Origin of the sequence: Pedobacter chinensis, from assembly GCF_003339865.1 — a bacterium.
Lineage (GTDB): Bacteria > Bacteroidota > Bacteroidia > Sphingobacteriales > Sphingobacteriaceae > Pedobacter > Pedobacter chinensis.
This window is the reverse complement of the sequence record NZ_QPKV01000007.1, coordinates 1-16881: the sequence shown is the minus strand read 5'-3', so window position 1 is coordinate 16881 and position 16881 is coordinate 1. Positions and strand designations below refer to the sequence as shown.

Sequence of the window (16881 nt, the reverse complement as noted above, 5' to 3'; positions counted from 1 at the left end):
TTGTTTTTTAGCGTTCGATAACTTCTATATCCCTGTTTTCAACCACCGCAAACTTTTCAATGTTGAAGCCCTGCGGATTGTTGTCGGAACGGACGGAGTTTACGAGATAGCAGGAAGTAATCAGGTTGCGCCTGGTTACATTGCTAGAACGGATAATGAACTGCTTGGCATAGGTACGCACCGCATAAGGATGGGTGTCGAAATTGCAGACCACGCTATCGACCTCGATACGTTGCTGAACATTCCCTGAAATAATTCTGTTGTAATAACCCTTTTCAGATAAGTCTTTGTAATAGTCAAAAGCACTTTTATCCGCAAGGTTAAATGCCCTGCTCATATTGCTTTCGATAGCATTTTTATCTGGAGCGAGTGTAAAGAACAGCTCGTGAAAACGTCTGACGTGTTCCCTAGCTTCCACAGGTCGGTTGATGCCCGCATCTTGTGATAAGGCAAGCATCAAAGATTTGCCGTTATCCAGTACATAGATTTTTTGGCGTTGTTCTTCTGCAAAGCGGTAGGACTGCCATACGGCATATCCTACCACGCCAATGCAGAGAACCGCAAACACAATGGCATATAATCTTATCTGCCTAAAGCTGTTTTCGATATTTCTTAGCGTTTTAAATTCCATTTTTTAGAATGATTAATTGTTTATTTATTCATCAGTTTACCGCCAATGTTTCCAACTGTGGAACCTGCTCCGGCTCCGGCGATGTTCCCTGTTTTCATTGCAGCTTGGTTCACGTTGCGGGTAAAGTTTCCTGCGCCTCCGGCTTGGATTACCCAACCTGTTACTGTCGGAATTGTGAAGTATCCGATAATGCCGATAATCATAAAAATGATATACACCGTATTGCTGGTGTCAGGTATGTAGGTCGGATCGGCAAGCATTGCTATATCCCTTTCCAGTATGAGGGATTGTATTCTTGCCAGCATCGAACTGAATAAATCCGAAACAGGAAGCCAGAGATATACGCTGACATACCTCGTGATCCACTGTGTGAGCGTGGACTGAAATCCGTCCCAAACAGAAATAGCAAAAGCTATTGGTCCGAGTATGGAAAGGACTATCAGGAAAAATGTGCGTATGGTATCAATAACCAAAGCCGCAGCCTGAAAGAGTATTTCCAGTAAATTGCGAAACCAATCCTTTATTGCTTTCTCTATCTTGTAGGCTTGCCTGTCCATATACATTCCCGCCATTGTACCAACGTCCGATGGCGACCAACCCAATTCATCCAGCTTTTTATCAAACTCTTCGTCTGATGCCATATAGGCGGTTTCGGGATTTCTGACCATTGCTTCGTATTCCAATTGGTCTTTCTGCTGTTGCAGTTTGTTGAGATCAAGCACCTGGTCTTCGAGTATGGCGTGGGTTCCTGTAACCACCGGGCTTAATACTGCATTAATGGTTCCCAACACAAAGGTTGGGAAGAACATTATGCAAAGTCCCAAAGCGAACGGACGCAACAACGGAAACACATCAATAGGTTCTGCTCGGCTTAAAGCCTGCCAAACCTTTAATGCCACATAGAACAACGCACCCAATCCAGCCAATCCCTTCGCCACTGCTGCCATATCGCCTGCAAGCGGCATCATATCGTCGTAAAGCGAACGCAGGAGTTCGTGAAGATTATCCCATTCCATTTTTACCAGTATTTTTGATTAGAGGTTCCGTATAGTTCAAGCACTCTTTTGGCATCGTTTTTCTTTTTCGCTCTTAGGTAGCTTACAGAAATATTCTTATTGGTGTAATAGCGTACAAGGCTGTGGTAATCCTTTACCTCTTTGTACACACGATCAATAATATCCATACGCTCTTTGTCGTTTAGCGAAAGGCTTGAAGAGGTTATAATCTGCTTCAATTCTTTCAGCAGTTCAGTACTTTCATTGAGTAGTGCCGAATAACCATTGCCAATAGCAACCAATTCCTGTGGTGTGAAATTTGGGTCGTTCATCATCTTACCAAAATTCTGCACGTACATTTCGGAAACATCGCCTACTAAGAGTACGGTTTGCTGCACCTTACGGGCATCTTTCACAAGGTTGTTAATAGCTTTCAGCTTGTCGTAATATTCCTTGCCCTGGTCGTACACTTTCTTCACTTCGTTGAAGTTCTTTACGACATTGCTCACGGTGGAAGAAGTCTGTATGATTTCGTTCGCACTGTTAATAATCCCTGAAGCCAGGTTTGCAGGGTCAGTTACTACAAATTGGGCTTTCGCTGATGGTGCAACGGCGAGCATTAATGCCGTACACACCAGATACAATACTTTTTTCATTGTTTCTGAATTTTAAAATGTTAATGACTATTGATTTACTTTGTCACGCCTTTGCATTGCGATATGCTTAATGGCGAGTTCTACGTTACCGTCCAATTCGGAAGCAAGCTGCATCACTTCCATTTTTTCGGTTTCTTCGGTGGTGTATGCGAGGTATTCCTCCAAACTAACTTCGGTGGCATAGACTGCCGAGTGCGTACCACCTAAGCCAATCCAAACCTCTTTGTAAAGTCGGCTTGCATCGTTGTTCATATTGATGGAAAGTACCTGTCCTTTTTCTTTGTCGGTAAGCCCCAACATTGCCTGTATATCATCGAACTTGTTCATATACTTGCGTTGGTCTAAGAGGATTTTGCAATCAGAATTATTGATGATACTTTCTTTGACGATGGGTGATTGGATAATATCATCGACCTCTTGCGTTACGACAATCGCTTCTCCGAAAAACTTACGTACGGTTTTAAACAAATACTTGATGTATTCTGCCATTCCTTCTTTGGCAATTGCCTTCCACGCTTCTTCAATCAGTATGAGCTTACGGATACCTTTCAGCCTACGCATCTTGTTGATGAAAACTTCCATAATAATGATAGTAACTATGGGAAAGAGGATTTTGTGGTCTTTAATCGCATCAATTTCAAATACGATAAAGCGTTTAGAAAGCAGATCTAACTGCTTATCGGAGTTCAGCAAATAATCGTACTCACCACCTTTGTAGTAAGGTTCGAGTACGTTGAGAAAATTGGCAATATCAAAGTCCTTTTCCCTTACCTGCTTTTCCTCCAATACCTTGCGGTAATCGCCTTTTACATACTCATAGAAGCCGTTGAATGATGGGTAAACATCGTCCGATTTTATTCTTTCGATATATCCGCTTACTGCATTTGATAAAGCCACTTCTTCTGAACGGGTTGGCGGTTCATCATCACGTTTCCAGAGTGTGAGTATCAAAGTCTTGACACTTTCTCTCTTTTCAATGTCGAAAACGCCGTCATCGGTATAGAAAGGGTTAAAGGCAATGGGATTGTCTTCTGTATAAGTGAAGTACACACCGTCTTCACCTTTCGTCTTTCCCTTAATGAGTTCACATAAACCCTGATAGGAATTTCCGGTATCTACGAGCAATACGTGAGCGCCCTGTTCGTAGTATTGCCTTACCATGTGGTTTGTGAAAAACGATTTACCACTTCCCGAGGGACCAAGTATAAACTTGTTACGGTTGGTAATAATTCCACGTTTCATCGGCAAGTCCGAAATATCCAAATGGATAGGTTTTCCAGTCAGGCGGTCAGCCATCTTGATACCAAATGGTGATGGCGAATTGTGGTAATTGGTTTCTTCCGTAAAAAAGCACAATGCAGGCTCAATAAACGTGTAAAAACTTTCCTCTGCGGGAAAATCACCTGCATTACCCGGCATTCCTGCCCAGTACAATGTTGCTACATCCGTAGTGTTGTGTCTGGGTTTACATTCCATCAATGCTAAAGCACTACCACAATCATTTTTTAGCTGTTTCAGTTCCGCAGGGTCTTCCGACCACGCCATAATGTTGAAGTGTGCTCTTACGGAAGAAAGACCGAACGAATGTGCTTCATTCAGGTATTTTTCTATCCACTCTTTGTTGATCTGGTTGGCACGGCTATACCTTGCCAGTGAGTGCATATTCCTTGCGGACTTCTCAAACTTTTGTAGGTTGGCTTCGCTGTTATCCAAAAACAAGTATTGGTTGTAGATATGGTTACAGCTAAGGAGTAATCCCACAGGAGCAGCGAATGATAAACGACAGTCGCTCCGGTCTGTAGATAGTTTTTCAAAACGGGTATCGGCAGATACTGTTCCGGGTAGATCATCCGTGTCCGAAAGCGTGTGCAGGCTTAACCTTTTGTTCCCGATACGAACTTCCTCTGTTCCGAGTGCGATGTCCTGCATCGGTGTTCCAGGTTCCCTTGATAGTGTAAGGTACTGTTCCAGCAATCCCTGTTTCCCGTCTATACCAATAATGTCTTCTTCGGTCAAACGTCGCAGACTTACAAAACCGCTATCGTTCACAATACGCTCAAACTGTGCCACGGTTTCAATAAAGCGGTGTATAGCTTCCTTATCCCTTATTTCTTTCGGGATCAGCGAACCTTTGCAAAGAGAACTGAAGTTGCTTTGCATACGCATACGCTCTTTGGTTGTCTTAGTTAAAAAGAGGTAGCAATAATGGTTTAGGAACGGTCGCTCGTTAAAATGGCGTTGATAGGATTTTGCCAAAAAACTCTGGTTGTCGGCTGCCAAATTGGGCGCATAACTTTCTTTAATGTACCAATCCTGTTTGTGGATTACTGTAAAATCCGGCAAAGTCTTGATAGCTTTGTGCCAAGCGGAATGTATGGCTTCATATTCCGCAGAAGCTACAGTAAACAGTTCCGGCAAACGCACTTCAAAACAGGCGGTAATGTCTGCATCTTTGGAAAGAATGCAGTTGTTTTCTACTGCCAGTAACGGAAACTTGCTTTCCAGTGTGGTAGTCTTTGATACATTTCTCATACGGCATTCTGTTTAGGAGTGAATTTTAAATAGCGGTGTACAGGCTTGCGACAGATGATGTAGCGGGGATGCCTTTTATTAGCCGCTATCTTCATTAATCCGTGTTCGCCATATTTTCTGTTCAGCGAAAAGGTCTGCCATACAATCAGCGAAGCACCACCAGCACCGAGAAACAGGCAGATGTAAGAGTTTACGCCTGCCATATACAGTATCATCACGAAGATGAGCGTACCGAGCAGCCCACCTGCGAAAATGAAAAGGTATTGTGCTTTCAAACCTTTAAATTCCACCGTTCTTCCGATGCCTTTGTTTATGTTGTAATTGTTCATAAAGCAAAGGATTAAAGGAAGAATGAACGCAGGATGGTAGCCGCTACGATTAAGAAGATACACGCACCGAACCAGCTTGCCGCAGTCTTTGATGTGTCGGGGTCGCCTGAGCTGAATTTATTGTACACCTTAACACCTCCGATTAACCCGACGACCGCACCGATGGCGTAGATTAATTGGGTTGCTGGGTCGAAATAAGACGTTACCATTTGGGTAGCCTCGTTGATACCTGCTGTACCGTTTCCCTGTGCGAAAGCACCAATTCCTGACAGCATAGCCACGGCTGCCAGCAAAACTTTTTTTCTTTGTTTTTCCATAATTGAAACGTATTATTTTGTTACTACTTTCCCGCACCTTGCGGACTTTCGGGACAAAGGTGTTTCAGAAATCAGGGCGTTATAACAAAGTGGCAGTCAAAGGAATTGTTTGGCGGTGGGTGGCGGTCTAAGGGGGATTTTTTTATAACTTAGTCACTTATTATTTTTAATAAGTTAATACTATGATAGATTTTGAAATAGCAGAAATAGAAGATGCTAATCAATTTGCCCGATTATTGAATCCAAGGGTAGATTTTGCGACACCGTACATATTCTATTATGATGAAACCAATAACATCAAAACATTCTATGTAAGAGAAAATGATTTCAATTATACATTTACAGCAAACTTCGTTTTGGGTGGACTTCTACATCAGGGAGAAGTACCAGACGTACAGCCATTGATAGATAGCTTTAAATTGCAAAAAACAGCTAAGGAAGTTAAATTCAAACATATAGCATTCGGGGATTTTCTTGATTGCCTCAAATCCCAGAAGTTAAACCTGTTCTTGCACTTTTTAAAGGATAGTGATCTTTATGTGCATTATTCAAGTCTTAATATTCTCTATTGGTCGGTTGTGGACATTGTAGATTCTGCTATCATGAACTCTGATGTGGCTATGAGATTAGGCCCTGGATTTGACAACCGACTAAAGAACGACCTCTATAAACTCTGCCGTCTTGAAATAGACGCCGTTATCAAACTTTTTTATGCTTTTGAATATCCTAATGTTAAACCTGAAAAAATTGGTGATTTTATAGAGGCATTGAGCAACCTTTTTGAGGCATATCTTCCGATACCAGAATTTCACTTTGGGTTGGAATCGTTACGGCAGATACTGAAAGAGTCTAAAAAGAAAGGCGAACTAGCTTTTGTTATGGATGAAAAAGATTATGTTTTGCTGGCAGATTTGACACATTTTTATCTTAGACCCATCTACACTTTCAAGAATTCAACTCATATATTCGATAATGAGGATTCCATCCGAGAGGCTTTGAACGAGTATAGAATGCTAGATAAAGGAGTAGAGTTTAAAAACTATTCTTTTGTTGATTCTCAGGATAGCCATTTGACACAACTATCTGATGTTTTCGTTGGTTTCATGGGTAAATACACCAATTACAGGAATACACACAATATGGAAGAAATTAAAGCAGATATCGACTCGTTCTCAGCTTTGCAATTAGAAAACATGAAGTTATTTATTGATATTATTAATAAATCAGACCATAAAAACCCCGCCTTTCTACACGCAACAGATAGTTACGAAGAGGTAATGAAATTTGGGGAGCTATGCGAGATTATTGCTGGAAAATAACCTAATTAGTATCAGATAACCTAAAGACAATTATATAAATAAAGCCGAAGAATTACCCTCGGCTTTATAGAGATAAAATTAAAGTTCTACAATCGGAAGAGTTTGGAGATTTTCTGCCAAATAGTAGGTTTAGGGATTTCTTGAACAACAGGTTCTTCTTTTGGAATATCTGGCATTTCAAAATATTCTTCTTTATGTTTTAGATCATTTTCTCTACCTAAGTGGATTTCTCTTTCTGTCCAACGACCAGCAAACTCAATTTTATTGTTCCTTATCCAGTAGTGGGACTGACATTCAAAATTCCAATTGCCTATAGAGGGGTGAAGCGTAACTGCTTTACCATTAAAAGTCAGTTTCCAATCTGTCGGAGATAACGGGGTCACCACTTCATTACCGCATCCGCATACACATTTGTGTATTGCAGTACAGCATTCTATTGAGACATACAAAACGCCCTCCTCAACCTTTTCAGGAATGAACTCAACAAATTTATGGTGTAACATCCTCATTGAAAATTTTAGACACACTAATGGAATATGAGCTGTGATATTCATTTTCCAGATCAACATAAATTCCAGATAACTTCTTCCATTTCAGGATAGCAAAAACAGCATTTAATGCATTCAGTTCAGCTACCTGAATGTTGGTAGCGTATTCATTATTATCAGAGTCTTCCGAAAAAATACGGAGGGGCAGATGATCATTTTTGTCACGAGAAGCAGAAGTAACCCTTACAGCACCTGTAAGTTTATCATCAACTACATTAACCCCTAGACCTACATCGGAAAAAGCGACATCTACACTTACCAAATAATCCGTTATTATCTTCCTTACGGCATTCTTGTCTACACATACAAATACATAATCCATTTGATCCAACTCTTGTAAGTTCTCTTTCTTTACATAGTAGTCATGCCCATGGATATACTTGCGCATGTTTGAATACAACTTTTGATAATAAGACACCTTTCTCGGGTTTTCGTACAGATCATTCATTGACGCTGCACCGGGAGAACGGAAAGCATTGTGCTGGTCAAAGGTGTCCCCATCGTATATATGGATTTCTTTTACCGGAGTTTTAGCTACCAAATCCAGAATATATGCTCCAGTACCGCCCAGCCCAATAATTGCTATTTTCTGCCTTTCTAACTTTGCATTAATCATTTCGATGTTTGCGCGGCTGGAATTGGTGTCAATATATTCAAATACTGTTTCATTACCACTGTCCGGTATGACCTTAAAAGTCTTTTCCGTAACTGAAGGGTCCAGATATTTCGCAGGTGCGGAAATGATGTCTGCATACCTCTTGACTTTTTCATAGTAGTTCGGATATCCGGCAGCAGGCTTATTTGAAAAAGATCTGTTTACCGTAACCTGATGGTTTAGTACAGAAGTAGTATTGCTATGCTGGATTGCTGTAATGACTGTACCATCAATTTCACAGGGGTTATCCCCAATAAAATGTATAACATGGTTATCCGGAGTTCCCGTTCGTTCATTACAACTTAGTGTAAGCGTAGTTACCAATATTCCATATTGGATTTGATTGTTTTGATCTACAAAGGGTATATGGTGGATAAGTAAATATCCACCACGTACCTCGATCTCATAACCTTCGTCTCTTAGACGTTTAAGGTCAGGACTATGATTTATCAGTTGCTGTGACATCGAAGATCATTTTATTTTTTACACGAACAATCGAACCTTTAATCATAGTGCCTTCCGGTTTTGGTTCCCAACCTCTGCTATAAGTAACCGTATAACCCTTGTTTGGGTTATTATCGTATGATCCGAAAGCCAACACAACCAACTGCTCAAAAGAGATGTGTGCTTCTTTCCAAATATGTGGACGAGCATTCACAATGATTGTAAACTCCGTTGGTCTAGGCTTAGAGAAAAACTTCTCTTTACCCGGACGAGCTAAATCAACGACTTCATCATCTAATATTTGATCGTCTTGCCAACCTTCCTTGATGTCAAGGAAGATATCATCTTCAACAGGTATATTACCCAGTTCTCTGATTTGAGCACCTCTGATGTATTGCTTATACCAGGTAAAGGGCTTGTCATTAATGAAAAACTGAAGCTTTTTCTTTACAAAGAAATACTCGGTTTCAGGTCGAGCCAAGTTAACTTGTTTCTCATTTTCAATAAGCTCATCCTGATAAGGTTTGCTAATTGACAAAAACAACTCGGTATCTAAAGGTATCCCAGCAAGCTGTTTTAATTCTGCTCCTGTTTTGTACTGGTCAAAGGCTTCATACTCTTTACCTTCTATTACAAATGTTAGAGGTACTTTTGGATTTTGGGAATGTGATTCCCCTTCATGTTTATTTGAATTCATCTTGAATTTAAATTGATATTAATTAATATTTAATTGCTTATTGCTTATCATTTCGGCAATAAATAGGGCGTACCCTGCGATAGTTTAATTCTGATGCAATTGAAATTTTATACTATTAATACCAAGCCCCACTACCTGAATTGTACCGGCAGGAGGTTTAAAATCACGAAAAGCTTGTTTATTTCAAATAAAGGAGGTAGTTTTGAAGTGCAAAAACATTACTACCAAGAGCCTTGCAAGGGCTTTTGTTTCCTTTAAGGAATCAAGCCAGGTGATTTTCGCCTGGTTTTTTATTTTCTTACCGTCTCTTTCTCATTAAAATTTTGTGTCTTTTACTGATTTTGGATCGTTTCCGGGTTTAACAGTGTCACTATCTCTAATTGGCCCACCATTTGGGCGATGTATTCTAACTTCTCCTCCGCCATTATTTGATGAAAACTGTTTTGCTAGTTGTTCAGCTTGCTTTTGAGTACTGGCAACTGCTGAAGCTTTCTTGCCGCCTTCCTTCTGGACATTCCATCCGTCTTGCCCTTTCTTTTGTGTTACATGGTAATTTGCCATAATTATATGTTTTTTTAAATTATTAAATTAAACTCTTGGTACAATTCGAGCTGCAGTTTTGATGTCAACTGCCTGGACTCCAAGAGACTGTAGCATTTGTCGCATGTCATTAAATACTGGTTTCTCACTATTAGGATCTGAAATTGTTAGTATTGCTGTAAATGGTACACCCGCAGCTGGTATAGTTACACCATCTCTTGACAAGTACTCTACATCTAGTTTCCATTCTGTCGATGGTCCAACTCCTCGGGGGAAAGTTTTTTCATAAACTTTCACTGGACTCCATTTGAAAGAATGTTCAATCTGATCTTTCTCATATAAACTTCCGTCACCATCTTCTGGCGTATAAATTGCATTCAACCTTCCTTTATAGTTACCATTATTTTGTAGCTGTCTCAGAGCTGCGTCGATATTTATTCTGACAAACTCAGATCCAAATCTGTAATCAAATCTTGGAGTGCTTACAATGGTGAGTTTTGCGTGCCCAAAGCATTTACCATCCCTTACTAAGCTTGACGGCCATGAAAATTTAAAACTCATTTTATGGCCACTTATGGCTCGGTTTGCAAATACTAATGTTATTGCAGATGAATTTCCGTTCAAAATGTCTTCAGAACCATCCGGCATACCGAATCCAACCAAGTGTTTGGAGACATTTCTCAAATTTTTGTCGTTGAGGGACTCTGGCAATACAGCATGATGGATTCCAAGAGCGATTAGTGTTTCCCTTGAAACTATACCTTCAATCGAATGATCAAGACTTGCTAAAGTCTTTGCTACATTAGGAGCTGCGTAACTAGTTCCGCAACCATCTACAATATTACTCGTTGGGTCTAAAGATAGAAGACCATGTCCTAAAGTTGGGTGACTAGTCCCAGAACCACCAATATGAGCAAAATCAGGTTTGAGTCCTACTCGTAGTCCAGGTCCACGACAACTGTAACTGCTTAGAGCATAAGGAACAACACCTTCAAGATGCGGAGGGTTTAAAGCTGAAACACTAATATTGCGACAGCTTTCAGCTGGTTTTTTAATAGCGTCATTTCTCGAAGAAGCTAATATTTTTAATGCATCGAAATGATCCACAGGCCATTCTTTTCTAATATCTCTAGGATGCGTATTACCCGCCGAAATAACAAAAACGACATCGTTTTCTTCTGCAATTTTGTCCAAAATTTGTGCAGGAACGCTATAGCCTGTAGTTGATGCATGCTCTTCTATATTCAGGCTGAAATTAAATATTCGAACTCCAGTTCTAGCTTTTAATTCCTGAACAGCAGTTTCAAGTTCATTAAAAAATTCTAGAGGTTTTGAATAGTACGAGCTATATCTATCAGCACGAGGTAATATATCAAGATCTATAATTTTACAACCATCAATTTCCCGGCAAATAGCCTTCCCATTTAATTGTTGGCCAAATATTGCTAATCCAGCTATAAAAGTACCGTGATTTTCGTCTTTGTCCATGCTGCTAATTAATCCCCAACGATCTTCTATCCAGTCGCCATAAACATCTGAAACACCTCCGTCTACAACGCATATTTTTGGATATGATCCTTTATGATCAGGAGCAAGAACAGTAAAGTTTTCACCTTTGACCTGAGACTTGACAGTTGAGCTTTGTGTAATGATGGGAGGAAGAGTAACTTTTTTTACCAATGGATGATTTCCCAAATATTCTAATAATTCGTTATGTCTCTCCAAGTTTAGGTCAATAGATTTTTTCTCTCCTGATTTGCCTGCTGTTGATGATGAGTAAAGCTGTATTACGGGAGTTGAATCGGTTTTTTCTAATTTGACACCAAACACAACAGATGAGCCTTGACCGGTAGTAATTCTTGACACAAATAAGCCTGTGCCTAAAATGGTTAGCCCTCCAAAAAAGCTATCAAACAAATCGAATTTGTATTTACTTAGTAAATCCCAATCTTGCCTCGCCGGAGGAGCTTCAAACAATTCTACCATATACGAACCGCCAGTTTGAGCATTAGATAGCCATTTTACGGCTTCTTTAACAGAAAAATTCCTTTTGTCACTTGCAGTATATGGGCTAATTCCTTCAATTGCACCGACTTCACTTCTTAATCTTGAAGGATTAGGTTCATTCTTCCCATTCTTTTCTTTATATCTTGTTTCGGGTTCAGCCTGTCCAACTTTAGTATTTATTTTATCAATACTTTCTGGCGTCAGTTCGACAAATAATTCTCCCAAATCTCCAGCTCCAATTATAGGAGCAACATCCCTTTTAAAAACTTGTGAAGTTGGACGATGACTTTTTGCTAATGCCGTTTGCTTTAATGTAACTTTCGCATAAGAAACCTTAGCAAAACTATTTACCAATTGCATGCTCTTTATCTCACTAAGCTGATTTTGAATATTATCTCGATGCTCGATGAATTCGGTATCATTTCCGGCAAAAAAGTCTTTAGAACCACCGCCTCCATTATTTTCTAATGCCTCGATAAAAGCATCGCTATTTAATACTATTTGAACAGGACTATTTGCCATAACTTATATTTTTTCAGAATCTTTAAATTTCGATAGCTGCTTACTCAAAGTTGACGGGGTCATTCCGAACAATGATGCTAGATCTTTCTGTTTAAAAGAGTAAACCTTATCGTTTAACAGCATGTTTATAAAATCTTCATCACTGTGAACCATAACATTTCTCTTTTTTGTGTCTACCCTTCCAGAGTTGAGCACAGCAAATTGCTTCATTACTTCTACGATATTGCTTTTCTTTTCTAACACAAAAGCTCTCTTTAGCCATTTCGAAAGCATTTCTGCATCAGCACCTGATGAACCATCAAGGCACCATGCTAAAAATTTAATCTCACTTTCGTTAAATTCTAAAGGCGTAATAAAATTCTTGAGTAATTGAATCATTACTTCGGGAGAAGGTTTAGGAATTTCAACCTGTATATCAAACCTTCTCCAAATAGCGGGATCAAGGAGACTTTCATGGTTGGTTACACCAATGGTAAAACCTTTTTCATGACGTGAATCTAGACTTTGCAACAACGTATTGACTACTCTTTTTACTTCACCAACCTCCTGTGGATCGTTACGGAGTTTAGCAATTGCATCAAACTCATCAAGAAGTAAGATGCATTTATACCTATTAGCAAAAGCGAACAGATTACCAATATTTCGAGATGTAGTTCCTAAATACGAAGACATAAGCCCTTCTAACCTTGCCAGTACTACAGGTAATCCAATTTGTTTTGCAATCCATTTTGCTAAATGTGTTTTACCAGTTCCTGGCGCACCATAAATTAAGCAGGAGCTAGCAGGGGTAGCATTAATTTCTAAAAGTTGATCGAATTTACTCCATTCATTTACAATTGAGTGAATAGCAAGCTGGATATTACCATCAAACATTGGGGCTTTTTCTGGTAGATCATCAGGGAAAAAAATCTCTGCCAATGGTGTTGATGTCTCCTTATCTACAGGGATCGATGTCTTAGGAGTTACTTCCTCGCCTTTTAAAACAACGAAAGATCTCTGGATTTTACTTGGAGACATGTCAAGCGATGATTCAGAAGCAGTCAACAAAGCCTCCAATGACTTTGCCTCTTTAGTAAACCCATCTTTTTCCAGACTTTCTTTTAATCTTCTAATTTGATGCGTGACAGCTTCATTCGGCGTTGCCAATGCGGACCTGCTTAGAGCTTGTACTATACTGAAATATTTGAGCATTTGCTTATTTGTTTCTTAAGTTATAAATGCAAATATAGTAATAAATTTCCAAAACAAGATTTTTATTTCCATTTTTTGATATAAATTTCCAAAAAAAAGATTTTAGTTTCTATTTTATGTTAAAGACAAGTTTAACGACATGAAAGTGAGTATGTTTCATGAATATTAATAAATGGAGAGCATTGCAAATAGAAAAGGGAGTTTGCTATCAAACAAACTCCCAATGTCAAAATTCTCCAAAATCATTTTCCACAAAACAAAAGAATAAACTTCAGTTTCAAAGAAAAGGTAACTGCCCAATAGCTAGCTTTTTAGCATGCTGAATTCACATTCTGCGACCTTTTCTTTTGCTGAATTCACTTTCCTCTGGCTTTGGACTAGTGGATTTTTTTTGTCCTACCTTTACTTCTTGTCCATTGTTTTGCTTTACGGTTTCCGCAAAACGGGTCTGATGCCACGGTATTACTTTGGCGTCAAATTTCAGTTGCACTCCATGTTTTTTTAAATAGTCTGAACTATTTAAGTCACCCGCTTTGTTTTGACCAATTGGGTCAAGGGTACGCTTGCCGGGAATTTGTACAACAATGAGGTCTTTAGGAATCTCCTTGACATTTAGGCTCACTTCCTGAAAGGTATGCGTCTTTTGATTGTAAGGAATGGTATAAATGTTGTCTTTGTGCGAGTAATAATGTTTGAGTTCGGTAAAGATGATGCCCCGTGACCAGATATCATCTTTAGGGTGCAATTTGTCATTAAATAAGTCAATATGAAAAGTGTGTCCCGCAATATCTATCGTTGGGATAATACCTTTGTAAGCAATTTTATCGAACGCATCCTGATCAACCATCAGTTTGAAATCGTCCATTCCCGCCATAATATCTTCGGAAATATTATGTTTCTTTGACATCCCAGTTGGGTCGAGTTTTACAAAGTCGGGTATCTCTGCTAATTTTGCTCCTGGTTCGGCGTATGTTGTCAAGCCCTTTGTATTTGGGCTGTACCAAAATCTGTAGCCCTGTACTGCTTTTTCTTCCATATCGGATAGAGAAATTACATTTTTCGGATTGGCTTTTTGACGGAGTTCCAACTGATTGACATCGACGATAAATTCTGTTCCGAATACTTTATATGTCGGAAGTACCCTTTGTGTGTCGGTGGGTATCTTATACAGATTGTCCTTTAGTTGGTTGACAATATATTCTTCTTTTGGTTGTAGCTGTTCGGCAACATTACGTTTTATATGTTCAATCACATTGGTGTCTACCCACGGCAGGGTACGCGCTTCAAAGTGCATTTGTTTCACATCCTGATCAGTTAGGCTATTACCATGCTTTCTATTCCATCCCACTATATCCAATTCATACTGATTGGGAAACTGCACTATGATAATATCAATAGGCAGTTCGGTCATTTTAGAAACATCGTCCTGCTGAAATTCGCGTTTTGTTGGATTATAAGGAATAACAAATGCCCGTCTGTCACGATCATAGTAGTCTTTTATTTCAGTAAAGTCTATGCCTTTGGATATAAAGTCGTCCTTTGGCCGTAGTTTGTTCATGCGTAAATCCACATAGAATGTATGACCTGCAATATCAAGTGTAGGTAGTATGCCTTTATTCAAACGCAGGTCAAGCAAACTGCCCGGTTCTATATTAGTATTTGGCAATCCATTTTCCATATTTTCTTATTTTAAAAGACAAAGGGAAGTCTATACAAACTCCCCAATGTCAAAATCATTCAAATCATTTTTCCGCAAAGTGGAAGAACCGGCTTCCGTTTCAGATGAGAGTGTGCTATCCAAAAGCTCGGCAATTTTTAGGGAGGCACCCTCGATGGAATTTTCCAGCAGGCTGAATAATTCAGTCCCCTGTAATCTTTGAACTATATCTACCGCTGTTTCCTTTTGTGATTGTTCCAAATTCTCTTTTTGGAGCAATGCACCTACGGAGCTTAGTTCTTCAAAGGTAACCCCTTGGGCAAGACTGTTATCGCCACCAAATATTCCGTACCTGTTCCATTCTTCTTCCTCTTCCTCCAAATCAGGCATATTTCTGAAAACTTCGTCCAGCTCTTCCTTGCGGATTTGAATGCCGACGTTTTCATTTTCGTCGTATTCAATGTCTAAATTAGCAGGGTTTATCTCCGGTTCCTCAATTTGGCGTTCATTGGCAGTGTTTGGCACTGAAAGGCGTTCTACGGGTTTAGGTTGTCCCATAATATCGGGCAGGTTCGGATTGACTTTCTTCTGCGAAGGTTCTTGCTTTGACCTTTTATGAATGACAATCTTATCCTGCAAAAGCAGGACAATGACTATCAGCAGGCATATCACAATTACTATTTCCATAACGTAGGGTTTTTAAAATAAGCCTTTGTATTTTTCGTTGAACTCCTTTGTAATCATATCTTCAAACACTTTAAAATGATGTTCAAGAATATTATTGAGATAGGCAAACAAGGGTATTTTATCATCGCCTATAATCTGTACAATGCGGGTTAAACGTTCGTGATGTTCAGGACTTAGGTATATACTTTTATTGCCTCTTTTCTGCATTTTATTCATTTGCATAAATGCGTTTTCATAGGTTGTTTTAGTCGTATTGCTAACTGTATCGGAGCTGTTGCCGGATACAATAGCATTCCTGTTCTTTTTATCTTTCTTCATTATAGAATGGGTTTAAAATGTTCGTTGAAATAATTGGTAATATCGTCCCCGTACTCCCTGAAATGATTTTCAAGAATGTTGTCAATGTAAGAGTAGAGCGTAGTTCTTTCTTCCCTTGTCAGTTGAACGATGCGGAGCAATCTTTCGTGGTATTCAGGGCGTATGTAAACCACCTTTCCGTTACGCCCCGATGGAAATCGATTGACCAAAAAGGTTTCCTCATAATCCGCTTTCTTTGATGAACTGTTACGGGCTTTTTCCCTGGTCTTTGTTTCCTTTGGTACATCCTGCTGTTTATTATTGCTTGGTGTAGCAACAGGCTCATCGCCACTTATAATGTTCATAAGATATTCCTCATCAACATTGGGCTTTTCAAAATCGTTATTTTTGTTGTCTGAAGCCATACTTTACTATTTTTTATAGATGAGTGATTTTTAAAAACTCCTCGACAAATAAATCCATTTTGGTTGCTTTCATTAACTGTGGTTCGGCAGGCAGCAAACTTGACCGGAATACATAACTGCCTGTGTCGTCTGTTTCCTTTCGGAAACGCTTGCTATCCATTATTCTTGTTTCCATTATGGGCAGGTTGAGTTCTTTGATGACACTTTGATACGCATCATACAAACCTGTTTTTTCCCTGCCGTCCACTTGGTTCCAAAACAGCCACATCTCTTGTTCGGGATTGCCCTCGTCCGTTTGGGGAAGTCTGGAGTTGCTATCTTTGAGTAGAGACATTTATGGAGCAGATTTGAAATGTAATTTTAAATTTGGCATATATGAAACACAGAGTATTTGACGATGAGTTCAAAAAGATGGCAGTAGAGCTGTCCAGG

Annotated in this window: 18 protein-coding genes; 1 reads left to right on the top strand and 17 read right to left on the bottom strand. The window is 39.4% G+C overall.

The features are described from left to right. Positions 1–7: 7 nt before the first annotated feature. From traK to DU508_RS16615, 6 genes are read right to left on the bottom strand one after another with little or no spacing between them, the layout of a single operon-like run. Positions 8–631 (bottom strand): conjugative transposon protein TraK, encoded by a 624-nt coding sequence (traK, locus tag DU508_RS16640; protein ID WP_076553440.1) that lies wholly within the window; start codon positions 629–631, stop codon positions 8–10. A 20-nt stretch (positions 632–651) separates the two neighbouring features. Beyond that, a complete protein-coding gene (gene traJ, locus DU508_RS16635; RefSeq protein WP_076553441.1) occupies positions 652–1647 on the bottom strand; it encodes a conjugative transposon protein TraJ in 996 nt (331 codons plus the stop codon). Positions 1648–1649: 2 nt separating this feature from the next. Then, entirely contained in the window at positions 1650–2282 is a 633-nt protein-coding gene (locus DU508_RS16630) for a DUF4141 domain-containing protein (protein ID WP_076553442.1), read from the bottom strand. Between the two features lie 27 nt (positions 2283–2309). Continuing rightward, a complete protein-coding gene (locus tag DU508_RS16625; protein WP_076553443.1) occupies positions 2310–4814 on the bottom strand; it encodes a TraG family conjugative transposon ATPase in 2505 nt (834 codons plus the stop codon). Further along, positions 4811–5143: a DUF4133 domain-containing protein gene (locus DU508_RS16620; protein ID WP_055134009.1), complete on the bottom strand. Its 333-nt coding sequence runs from the start codon at positions 5141–5143 to the stop codon at positions 4811–4813. The genes DU508_RS16625 and DU508_RS16620 overlap by 4 nt, the downstream gene beginning before the upstream one ends. Positions 5144–5154: 11 nt before the next feature. Further along, on the bottom strand, positions 5155–5460 hold the full coding sequence (locus tag DU508_RS16615) for a DUF4134 domain-containing protein (protein ID WP_026706465.1): 306 nt from the start codon (positions 5458–5460) through the stop codon (positions 5155–5157). Between the two features lie 182 nt (positions 5461–5642). Between DU508_RS16615 and DU508_RS16610 the strand changes: the two genes are divergently transcribed. Continuing rightward, entirely contained in the window at positions 5643–6779 is a 1137-nt protein-coding gene (locus tag DU508_RS16610; RefSeq protein ID WP_055134008.1) for a DUF3800 domain-containing protein, read from the top strand. A gap of 86 nt (positions 6780–6865) precedes the next feature. Here DU508_RS16610 and DU508_RS16605 read toward each other — a convergent pair whose 3' ends face one another. From DU508_RS16605 to DU508_RS16555, 11 genes are all read right to left on the bottom strand, one after another. Continuing rightward, entirely contained in the window at positions 6866–7282 is a 417-nt protein-coding gene (locus DU508_RS16605; RefSeq protein WP_228409039.1) for a DUF6527 family protein, read from the bottom strand. After that, positions 7269–8447, bottom strand: coding sequence for a ThiF family adenylyltransferase (locus tag DU508_RS16600; RefSeq protein WP_055134006.1), 1179 nt, complete (start codon positions 8445–8447; stop codon positions 7269–7271). The genes DU508_RS16605 and DU508_RS16600 overlap by 14 nt, the downstream gene beginning before the upstream one ends. Further along, complete coding sequence (locus DU508_RS16595) at positions 8422–9123, bottom strand: multiubiquitin domain-containing protein (protein WP_055134005.1); 702 nt, start codon at positions 9121–9123, stop codon at positions 8422–8424. The genes DU508_RS16600 and DU508_RS16595 overlap by 26 nt, the downstream gene beginning before the upstream one ends. 315 nt (positions 9124–9438) lie before the next feature. After that, entirely contained in the window at positions 9439–9684 is a 246-nt protein-coding gene (locus DU508_RS16590; protein ID WP_076553445.1) for a DUF2188 domain-containing protein, read from the bottom strand. 27 nt (positions 9685–9711) lie between these two features. After that, a complete protein-coding gene (locus DU508_RS16585) occupies positions 9712–12192 on the bottom strand; it encodes a S8 family peptidase (protein WP_076553446.1) in 2481 nt (826 codons plus the stop codon). A 3-nt stretch (positions 12193–12195) separates the two neighbouring features. Continuing rightward, positions 12196–13338: an AAA family ATPase gene (locus tag DU508_RS16580; RefSeq protein ID WP_228409040.1), complete on the bottom strand. Its 1143-nt coding sequence runs from the start codon at positions 13336–13338 to the stop codon at positions 12196–12198. A gap of 370 nt (positions 13339–13708) precedes the next feature. Then, entirely contained in the window at positions 13709–15061 is a 1353-nt protein-coding gene (locus DU508_RS16575; RefSeq protein WP_115403934.1) for a hypothetical protein, read from the bottom strand. Between the two features lie 30 nt (positions 15062–15091). Then, positions 15092–15727, bottom strand: a complete 636-nt coding sequence (locus DU508_RS16570) for a hypothetical protein (RefSeq protein ID WP_055134000.1) — start codon at positions 15725–15727, stop codon at positions 15092–15094. A 12-nt stretch (positions 15728–15739) separates the two neighbouring features. Continuing rightward, positions 15740–16045 (bottom strand): DUF3408 domain-containing protein, encoded by a 306-nt coding sequence (locus tag DU508_RS16565; protein ID WP_055133999.1) that lies wholly within the window; start codon positions 16043–16045, stop codon positions 15740–15742. Continuing rightward, entirely contained in the window at positions 16045–16449 is a 405-nt protein-coding gene (locus DU508_RS16560; protein WP_055133998.1) for a DUF3408 domain-containing protein, read from the bottom strand. Before DU508_RS16560 ends, DU508_RS16565 begins: the two co-directional genes overlap by 1 nt. 13 nt (positions 16450–16462) lie before the next feature. After that, complete coding sequence (locus DU508_RS16555; protein ID WP_233509658.1) at positions 16463–16783, bottom strand: hypothetical protein; 321 nt, start codon at positions 16781–16783, stop codon at positions 16463–16465. Positions 16784–16881 lie beyond the last annotated feature (98 nt).